A 9,505-nucleotide genomic window follows, 5' to 3' on the forward strand; every position below is an offset into this window, starting at 1 on the left:
TTAAAAGATTAAAAGATTAAAAGATTAAAAGATTAAAAGATTAAAAGATTAAAAGATTAAAAGCAAAATCCCAGGGACTTCGTCCCTGGACCCTACCAGGGGGATAATCCCCCTGGACCCGTAATAACTCATTTTTTAAACATAAAAAAAGCCGGGGATCCCCCAATCCCCGGCCGGTACTAGCCTCAAGCAGCCCTATGGCTCAATCGCGATGACTCTTCTTGGTCTTTTCTACGTGCTCCGCCAACTCCAAACTGAGCGTCTCTAATGCCTCGTTGACCGCAGCCACAACCGTGGGGGTCTCTTTGGTCACCGTCACAGTGGTTCCAGAAATGTGCACCACGGCAGTTACCTTGGCACGCTGCTCAATCTTACGGACACTACGCTCCACACTCAACCGAGCATGGGTAATCGGTCCAAACCGTTGATCCATGCTCGTCATGCGATTGCGAATCCGTTCACACAACTCATCGCCCAATTCCACTTGGCGACCTTCCAGCTTGATTTCCATATAAGGACCTCGCTTCAAACGTTATGAGGGACATCCACACTCAGCAAGCGGTTCCACCTGCTTCTCAGAGTGGTTATGATGCCTGACAGTTTCCTTCCCTGGTTAATTTACCCACCACAAATAAGCTGTGGCAGTCAATTCTGGATCCAAACTCCCCTGCCTTGCCTGGCTCCAGAGAATCGGATGGAAAAATTTGCCATCCGTACAGTACGGCACGCCTCATATACACTATACCTCCGTCGGTTACCAGGATTTACCGGCAAGCAGAGTAAGCAAAATTCCGGCAGTGACTATGGCGCTTAACAAGCCAGCCATGTTGGTGCCAATGGCATAGGCTAACATGGGGGCAGGTAACTCAATCGGTGGCACATTCTCCGCTCCCAACTTGCGTACCATGCGCGCCGCTAACGGAACCACAGCTATGCCAGCCGCACCCAATAAAGGATTGACAGCCCCCGCCGTTTGCCGATGCAACCATTTGCCCATGATAAATGCAGATGCACTTCCCACGCCAAAAGCAACAAGCGCAAAGAGAAAAAGAGTCAAGCTTTCCAAAGAAAAAAAACGCTCCGGAGTCAAACGACCGCCAATGGCTAAACCAAGCAACAAAGTCGCCAACGATAATAAGCCAGAATGGGCCGCAGGACTCAATCCAGTGGTGACCCGGCCAATCACTCCCGATTCGCGCATCAAATTGCCAAAAGCCAAAGGCGCCAATAAAGGAGCAATGGTCGGCAATAACAATAAACAGGTGACCATCAACATCACCGGAAAAAGAATGCGCTCCCAAGGAGAGACAGGACGCAACGCTCCCATCACCACTTGTCGCTCCTGTTCACTGGTAAGCAAAACAGCAAGCAAAGATTGCATGCTTGGTAACGCCAACACCGCCGCATGAATGGCAACTACCGCAATGCCAACCATCTCAGGCGCTAAACGGTCAGCAGCAAAAACCAGATTGGGTACATTCGCCCCCCCGGCAATACCAATAACCGCCGCCTGCAACAGGTTAAAAGAGATGCCTAAACTGTTGGCCAAGGTCAACGCCAACAAAAACGTGACAAAAATCCCCAACTGGGCAGCCGCACCGACAAAAAGCAACGATGGCATCGCGATCAATGGACCAAAATCAGCCAAAATTCCCACACCTAACAATACCAGCGCCGGTAGCATGCCATCACGAATGCCTACCTCATACAGGGTGTAAAGCATGCCACCCGGCTCCGCCAAAGTCGAACCGGGCATGTTGGCCAAAACAGCAGCAAAACCAAGAGAGAACAGAAAGATGGTCTCTACCCTCTGACGAATCGCCAACACCAGCAACAGGCTGCCCATGCCCACCATCATGATGGCACCCCAAGTGGCCTGAGCGATGCCGGTATTTTGCCAGAACAGGGAGAGGGATTCCATGAGGAGTGACCCGCATCAGGCCAGCAAAAAGAGCACATCACCAGTCTGTACAGTGTCCCCAACCTGTACCGGAATGGCAATAATGCGCCCAGCATGCGGAGCACGTATCTCAGTCTCCATTTTCATCGCCTCCATCAGCAGGACAACACGACCAGATTGCACAGTCTCATTGGGATGTGCCAGGATTTTGGTGATGGTACCAGTCAGCGGGGCAGGAATCTCCTCCACCTTGCTGCCCGTCTCTACAGTGGTGGTGCTCAACGGTGTGGCCGCAGTACGATGGTGGTGTGCCGGAGTCGGGGTGATCGTACCCTCCAAACCTACCTCCACATCGTAAACATGCCCGTTCACTACCACCCGATAGTGCTCACTGCCCGCCGGAGTCGGCGCCGGGGCGCTTTTTGCCGGAGAGGCTTTGCTGGCAGCAGGCGCTTCCGTCTGGGTTCCCGGTTTCGGCTCAAAAGCTTTGGGATTGTCGCGGTTTTCCAAAAATTTCATGCCAACCTGGGCAAACAAAGCATAGGTCAACACATCATCCACAACCGGATCCGCAAGCTGAATCGATTTGGCATTGGCACTGGCTTGCAACTCAGCAGTCAGTTTGTCCATCTCTGGAGGCAAAAGATCAGCAGGACGACAGGTGAGCGGCTTTTCACCCGGCTGCAACACGCGCATCTGCAACTCAGTGTTGACCGGGGCAGGAGTGGCACCATACTCCCCACGCAAGACTCCCTGGGTCTCCTTGGCAATAGTGCGATAACGCTCTCCCAGGACCACATTCAAGACCGCTTGCGTGCCCACAATCTGCGAGGTGGGAGTGACCAAAGGCAAATAGCCCAAATCTTTCCGTACCGAAGGAATCTCTGCCAAAACAGCATCCATTTTGTGCAGAACACCCTGCTCTTTGAGCTGGTTTTCCATGTTGGAAAGCATGCCACCCGGTACCTGGGCCAGCAAAATGCGGGCGTCGACACCACGCAAGCCCCCTTCAAATGAAACATACTTTTTGCGCACATCCCGAAAATAGGCGGCAATATGTTCCAGCTTGTGGAGATCCAGGCCAGTATCGTGTGCAGTATCCTGGAAGGTGGCGACAATGGACTCGGTTGCTGAATGGCCGGTGGTCATACTCATGGAAGAGATGGCCGTATCCACCATATCCAAACCAGCATCAACTGCCTTGACGATGGCAGCAGTGGAAAGACCAGTGGTGGCATGACTGTGCAAGGCAATGGGCAGAGAGACTGTCTCCTTCAAACGGGCCACCAGTTCATAAGCAACCAATGGTTTGAGAAGACCTGCCATGTCCTTGATACACAAGGAGTGACACCCCATCTCTTCCAGACGTTTGCCCATGTCAATCCAGTAGGGAATATCGTGGACCGGACTGATGGTATAAGAGAGCGCCCCCTGGGCATGCTTGCCTACCTTCAAAGTGGCCCGGATGGCCGTCTCTAAGTTGCGCACATCATTCATGGCATCAAAAATGCGGAAAACATCGATGCCATTGACCGCCGCACGCTCGACAAATTTTTCTACCACATCATCTGCATAATGACGATAACCCAGAATATTTTGACCACGAAACAACATCTGCATGCGCGTATTGGGCATGGCCGCCTTGAGGCTGCGCAAACGCTCCCAGGGATCTTCACCCAGGAAACGGATGCAGGCATCAAAGGTGGCGCCTCCCCACATCTCCAACGACCAGTAACCGATTTGATCCAGTTGGGCAGCGATGGGCAACATATCATCGATGCGCATCCGGGTTGCGTGCAGCGACTGATGCGCGTCGCGCAACACCAGTTCGGTGATTCCCAAGGCTTTATTGGCCATAACGTCAAACTCCTCGCACAAGGTCAGGAAACGCTCCGAAAAGGAGGATGCCTGCAAGTGTGACAGTTAAGTGGATCCGTGGCGCGACCGGGTTCGGTACAGATGGATGGCAATGGCGATGGCTGCAATCCTCTCCTGTTCCAGAGCATCCTGTTCTGTGGCAGAGGGAGCGGTGACCGGTAGGCTGCTTCCTTGCCAGCGGGTGCACAGACGCGACAGTTGACCGAGCAGTCGGTACAACAAGGCGGTCCAGGCAAAGAGGAGAGCGATACCAACCAGCAGTAACTCCAGTCCGTGCATAGAAATTTCAGCTCCCTATCCAGCGGGTGAAGCGGTTAAGCGCCGCAGAGGTGGATCCTGTCCTAACCCAGACCGATCCACACCATGCTGCATCATACCACTTTTTGCAGATCATATTCCAGGATACCTACTGCCCCGGCAGCTTTTAGCTGTGGAATAAGTTGTCTGACCAGCTTGCGATCGACCACAGTTTCCACAGCCAACCAGGAGCTGTCGGTCAAGGGGCTGATGGTCGGCGCGTTCAAACTAGGCAGAAAAGGCAGTATTTTCTGGAGGTTGGCCGATGGAATGTTCATTTTCAAGATCACTTTATGACGGGCCGCCAGGGCTGCCGAAAGCAGCAGGGCGATCTGGTCGATTTTTTCTTTTTTCCAGGGATCAGAGTAGGCTTGGGGATTGGCAATCAGGCAGGTGCTGGTCTGCATCACCTCATCGATAATCCGCAAACCGTGGGCATGGATGGTGGAGCCGGTTTCGGTAATCTCCACAATAGCATCCACCAAACCTTCAACCGCTTTGGCTTCGGTGGCCCCCCAGGAGAAGATCACCTCGGCACTCACCCCATGCTGCAACAGATAGCTACGGGTGACATGCTCCAGTTCGGTGGCAACCCGTTTGCCTTGCAGATCGGCCAATGACTGGATGGGTGACTCTTTGCGCACTGCCAGTACCCAGCGGCAGGGTTTGTTGGAGCTTTTGGAATATTCCAAAAGGGTGATGGGGAGCACCTTCTCTTCACAGTCCCGTTCGCGGATCCAATCTTGACCGGTCAGACCCAGATCCAAAGTGCCATCCGCCACATAGAGGGCCATCTCCTGGGGACGTACCAGAGAGCAGGTCAGTTCGGGATCATCGATCACCGGAAAATAGTTGCGAGAAAAGGGGGTAATGTTCCAACCAGCCTGGGCAAACAGTTCAATGGTGGATTGTTCCAGGCTGCCTTTGGGAAGGCCCAATTTTAAGGAGTTGCTCATGCGAATCTCTTTCTGGAAAAAAATAAATCTTAATGATGAACGATGTGCACACACAGCGGCAACTGTGCAAAATGCTCCAGCAGCCGATCGGGATGGAGACTCTCCGGGGAGATGCCTCGGTTGTAGCCATGACCCATCCAGATCATCGGACAACCGGCAGCACGTGCGGCTTGCAGATCGGTCTGAGAATCACCGATCATCACCGCCTCCTGGGCGGGAATGTGCCATTGCGCCAGAGGAAACAGCAACGGTTCAGGGGCAGGTTTGCGTTGCGGCAGGCTGTCGCCGCCGACTACATAAGAGAAGAAGGAGCGCAGTTGCAACTGCTCCAGCATGGCCAGGGCCAGGGCTTCCGGTTTGTTGGTAACCACAGCCATGGGCACCCCCTGTTGCTGAAAATGCTGCAACATGCTGCTTGTCCCAGGATAGGGTCGGGAGTGGTCGGTCAGGTGCAGACGATAATAATCGAGAAACAGGGTTACCGCCTCTTCAAAGGAGGGATCCTGAAGAGGCGGTTTTGCCTCTTCTCCCCAAAAACCGCGTGCCAGCAGAGTCCTCGCCCCATCGCCCACCAGATGGCGCACCTGCTGCAGATCCAACAGAGGAAAACCCCGCTGTTGCAGCACATGATTCATGGCTGCGCACAGATCAGGTGCCGAATCCACCAGGGTGCCATCCAGATCAAAGAGCAGGGCTTGAACAGACAAGGGTGCAATCACGAGCTTTAATCCGCCAGATAACCGATATAGGGCAATTCACGATAGCGTTCAGCATAGTCGATACCATAGCCGACTACAAAGAGATCCGGGATGGTAAAACCGACAAAATCAGCACTGAATGGAGTTTGCCGACGACTGGGCTTGTCGAGCAGAACGCAGGAGTAGACGCGCAGGGCCCCTTTGAGACGCATATGTTCCATGGCAAAGGTCAGGGTGTTGCCGCTGTCCAGAATATCATCCAAAAGCAGGACATCCTGGTTTTCCACCAATTGTTGGCAATCCAGTTTGATCATGACCCGACCACTGCTGCGGGTATCGTTGCCATAGGAGGAGAGGACCATAAAATCGAGGTTGATCTCCGGAACATGGCGCGAAAGCTCACGCAGCAGATCGGCGGCAAAGACAAAGGCCCCTTTGAGCAGAGCGACAATAACCGTACCCGGTTGCAGATGGGGTGCAATTTCAGCAGCCAGAGCAGTGACGCGGGCGCGGATCTCCTGTTCACTGAGCAGGGGGGTAATGGGTGTACTCAAGGCTCACCTCGTTCCAGGAGAAAGACGGCAATGGGAGCCAAAAGGTTGGCAGTTGAGAGCGGGACCAACCATTTGGACAGGCTGGCTTGCAGCAGGCCGGTAGGTTGTCCCCCCTCTGCAGCCAGAGGAATTTGGCGCAGGATATGGATCGACATCTTTTTGCAGAGATCCTGGAAATCAAGAATCGTGCAGAGGTGGGTATTGGGGGTGTCATACCAGGTGGCCGGTAGCAGGCTGGTCCGGGGCATGCGGCCTTGCAATGCCAAATGGGCGCGAATTCGCCAATAACCGAAGTTGGGAAAAGAGACAATCCCCCGTTTGCCAACCCGCAGCATCTCCTGCAGGACAAATTCTGGGCGGCGGACCGCCTGCAGGGTTTGTGAGAGAATGACATAATCGAAGGAGTCATCCTGATGATCAGAGAGTCCCTGATCGATGTCGCCATGATAGACCGGCAGGCCGCGGGCAATACAGGCGTGGACCCCTTCATGGGAGATCTCCACGCCGAAGCCCTGGACCTGTTTGTGATGGAAAAGATATTCCAGCAGCAAACCATCGCCGCAGCCCAGATCCAGGACGCGCGATTTTTCATCCACCAGTTTGGCGATAACAGCCTGATCGATACGCAATCTAGACAATGCCATCCACTCCTTCGACAATTTCAGCGGGGGCCTCTGTGGTGCCAACACACTCCTGGTACAGGCGATTGAGAAAAGAAGCAAGCGATTGTTGATAGAGGGGTTGATAGAGCAAAAAGGCGTCATGGCCGTGTGGAGAGGGAAACTCCTCAAAGGTGACCCGTTTTGCGTGCCAGTTCAGGGTTTTGACAAGCTCTTTGGAGCGGGAGGTATCAAAGCGCCAATCGGTATCAAAGCTCATGATCAAAATACGTGCTGTCACCTTAGCCAACCGTTCCGCCGTAGTGCGCGGATCAGGGAAAGGATCAAAATAATCCATTGCTTTGGTAATGTACAGGTAGGTATTGGCATCAAATTTTTTCACAAACGAAGAGCCCTGGTAGTGCAGATAGCTTTCGACGGCAAAATCGTTTTCAAAACCGAAGGAAAAGCTCTCTCGATCCTGGAGACGACGGCCAAATTTATCATGCAGCCCCTTTTCCGAAAGATAGGTGATATGGGCCATCATGCGCGCCAAGGCCAACCCTTTGCGCGGACGCTCCTTGTCATAATAATTGCCGTTATTGAAGTGGGGATCGGCCATAATCGCCTGGCGGGCGACCGCATTGAAGGCAATATTTTGTGCCGACAGGCGAGGCGTGGAGGCGATGACGATGGCTGCCTCCAGGCTGTCGGGATAATCGAGGGCCCACTGCAGGGCAATCATTCCTCCCATGGAGCCACCGGCAACAGCAAGCAGGCGAGTGATGCCAAGATGATCGATCAAAGCCTTTTGCAGGCGGGCAATGTCGCCGATGGTGATCATGGGAAAGGTCAGACCATAGGGACGTTCACTGCCGGGATCAATACTGGAGGGCCCGGTAGTACCATCACAGCCACCCAGATTGTTGCTGCAGACGACAAAGAAACGGTTGGTATCGAAGGGTTTGCCAGGTCCGACATAGATATCCCACCACCCGGTGGTTTTGGGATCGTCCGGATTATGGCGACCGGCAGCATGGGCGGTGCCGGAGAGGGCATGGCAGAGCAGGATGGCATTATTGCGCTCGCTGTTGAGGGTGCCATAGGTTTCATAGGCTACCTGTACCGGGCCCAGGCTGGCACCACAATCGAGTGGCAAGCGTTTTTCGGAGGTAAAGAGTTCGACATATTGTGTTTGTACAACGCCGACCGATTGGCTCGATGGGCCGGAAGCGCTTTCCATGGGATCACCTGCAGGATACGGTTAAGGGCGATAAAGCGTGGCAATTGAGGAGTGGAACTCTCTTGCGACGGCACTCCGTCCGCCAAAAAAATGGTGCCAAAGTCGGCACTCTGTGCAACCGAAAATTGTGCCATTCTCTACTGACTATTTTTAGGGTTTATTCCTGGTCAATGTCCAGCCATAATTTGTCTGCGACGGGCAAAAGTGGGATACGATCTATTCTATCAGTCAGGGCATGGTGTGGTAAAAATAAATTGTCGCCAGGCGTGAATGATCAGGATAGACAAGAAGCTGTTTGATCCAGTATTTATAGGAGAGGCAGGCAGAGCCTGCTTAAAAAAATAGAATCCTGGGCAAACGAGTGCCAATCCTCCTCTTTTTTTGGGATGAATTTGCATCGGTTAAGTTGCTTGTGCTGTCTATGGTGTATCCTCTTTCTGTACGCAAACAGCCAATGGATGTTTGCAGGGCAAACAACAGAGATTTTTGCGATTTCTGACCGCTCGATAGAGGTCAGTGGGCGCTGGTTTGTGTCGGAAAAGTAGAGGGCGCTTGTGAATAAATCGTCGCGAGCACGCTCATGGGCAAGGCGCAGGTGAATGAGCGACCAGACTATCAAGCTGATTGCGAGGAGCGAGTGAGCCTGCAACGCCGCCCATGGGCGGCACAGTAGATTTATTCACAAGCTCAGGGAACTGTTCCACGGCGGCAGGGTAACCAAGGGTATCTGCACTTACCCTTCCGACTCTGTTTTTCAGCCATAGCATTCCCCCCTTTTTTGTTCTAAAAAGGAGTTGCAAAAGGCATCAGCTCTGCCAGGTTGCTGTGCATTTTTAGTAAATGTTGTTCATTTAATCATTGATTCCCCTGTGTACAACCGTCCCTGGAATTTGGAGTGTCCGCATGTTCGATACCCCCAGCAGTCATGTTGAAAGGCGCCTTAATGGTCTGGAAAAACACCTGAAACAAGAAAATCCCGTTCTTTTGCAGGTGGTACAAAGTTTTCGCGATCTGGATTCCATTGCCTATCGGATGGGCATTCTGGATCGCACGGAATCCTTTGCCACCCGTGTGCCTTGGTGGCCGATGATCTCGGTATTGGGGACATTTTCGTCGGGAAAATCGACCTTTATCAACCATTTTCTTGGTCACAAGCTGCAGCGGACCGGCAACCAGGCGGTGGATGATAAATTTACGGTGATCTGCTACAGCAAGGAGGAGAACATTCGCACCCTGCCTGGGTTGGCTTTGGATGCGGATCCCCGTTTTCCTTTTTATCAGATCAGCAAGGAGTTGGAGCGGGTCAGTCCGGGCGAGGGGCAGCGTATCGATGCCTATCTGCAACTGAAAACCTGTCCGACGGAAAAGTTGCGTGGCAAA

The 9,505-nt window shown here is 53.0% G+C and carries 10 protein-coding genes; 1 reads left to right on the forward strand and 9 read right to left on the reverse strand.

The features are described 5' to 3' along the window. Positions 1-202: 202 nt before the first annotated feature. From EJP87_RS10705 to metX, 9 genes are all read right to left on the reverse strand, one after another. Positions 203-511 carry an HPF/RaiA family ribosome-associated protein gene (locus EJP87_RS10705; RefSeq protein ID WP_130471866.1) on the reverse strand — a complete coding sequence of 103 codons (309 nt, stop codon included), beginning with the start codon at positions 509-511 and terminating at the stop codon, positions 203-205. A gap of 243 nt (positions 512-754) precedes the next feature. Next, entirely contained in the window at positions 755-1,921 is a 1,167-nt protein-coding gene (locus EJP87_RS10710; RefSeq protein WP_130471867.1) for a sodium ion-translocating decarboxylase subunit beta, read from the reverse strand. 15 nt (positions 1,922-1,936) lie between these two features. Beyond that, on the reverse strand, positions 1,937-3,757 hold the full coding sequence (gene oadA / locus EJP87_RS10715) for a sodium-extruding oxaloacetate decarboxylase subunit alpha (protein ID WP_130471868.1): 1,821 nt from the start codon (positions 3,755-3,757) through the stop codon (positions 1,937-1,939). 66 nt (positions 3,758-3,823) lie between these two features. Next, positions 3,824-4,057 carry a hypothetical protein gene (locus EJP87_RS10720; RefSeq protein WP_130471869.1) on the reverse strand — a complete coding sequence of 78 codons (234 nt, stop codon included), beginning with the start codon at positions 4,055-4,057 and terminating at the stop codon, positions 3,824-3,826. Positions 4,058-4,149: 92 nt separating this feature from the next. Next, complete coding sequence (gene hisG, locus EJP87_RS10725) at positions 4,150-5,031, reverse strand: ATP phosphoribosyltransferase (RefSeq protein WP_130471870.1); 882 nt, start codon at positions 5,029-5,031, stop codon at positions 4,150-4,152. 29 nt (positions 5,032-5,060) lie between these two features. Beyond that, positions 5,061-5,750, reverse strand: a complete 690-nt coding sequence (gene gph / locus EJP87_RS10730; RefSeq protein ID WP_193771294.1) for a phosphoglycolate phosphatase — start codon at positions 5,748-5,750, stop codon at positions 5,061-5,063. 5 nt (positions 5,751-5,755) lie between these two features. Continuing rightward, positions 5,756-6,283 (reverse strand): hypoxanthine phosphoribosyltransferase, encoded by a 528-nt coding sequence (gene hpt, locus EJP87_RS10735; protein ID WP_130471872.1) that lies wholly within the window; start codon positions 6,281-6,283, stop codon positions 5,756-5,758. Further along, positions 6,280-6,927, reverse strand: a complete 648-nt coding sequence (gene metW / locus EJP87_RS10740) for a methionine biosynthesis protein MetW (RefSeq protein ID WP_130471873.1) — start codon at positions 6,925-6,927, stop codon at positions 6,280-6,282. Before metW ends, hpt begins: the two co-directional genes overlap by 4 nt. Further along, positions 6,914-8,125 (reverse strand): homoserine O-acetyltransferase MetX, encoded by a 1,212-nt coding sequence (metX, locus tag EJP87_RS10745; protein WP_130471874.1) that lies wholly within the window; start codon positions 8,123-8,125, stop codon positions 6,914-6,916. The genes metW and metX overlap by 14 nt, the downstream gene beginning before the upstream one ends. A 903-nt stretch (positions 8,126-9,028) precedes the next feature. Here metX and EJP87_RS10750 point away from each other — a divergent pair. Beyond that, positions 9,029-9,505: dynamin family protein (locus tag EJP87_RS10750; RefSeq protein ID WP_193771295.1), on the forward strand; the 477-nt coding region annotated here is incomplete at its 3' end.

This window comes from Candidatus Magnetaquicoccus inordinatus (assembly GCF_004217665.1).
In the GTDB taxonomy this organism is placed as follows: domain Bacteria; phylum Pseudomonadota; class Magnetococcia; order Magnetococcales; family Magnetaquicoccaceae; genus Magnetaquicoccus; species Magnetaquicoccus inordinatus.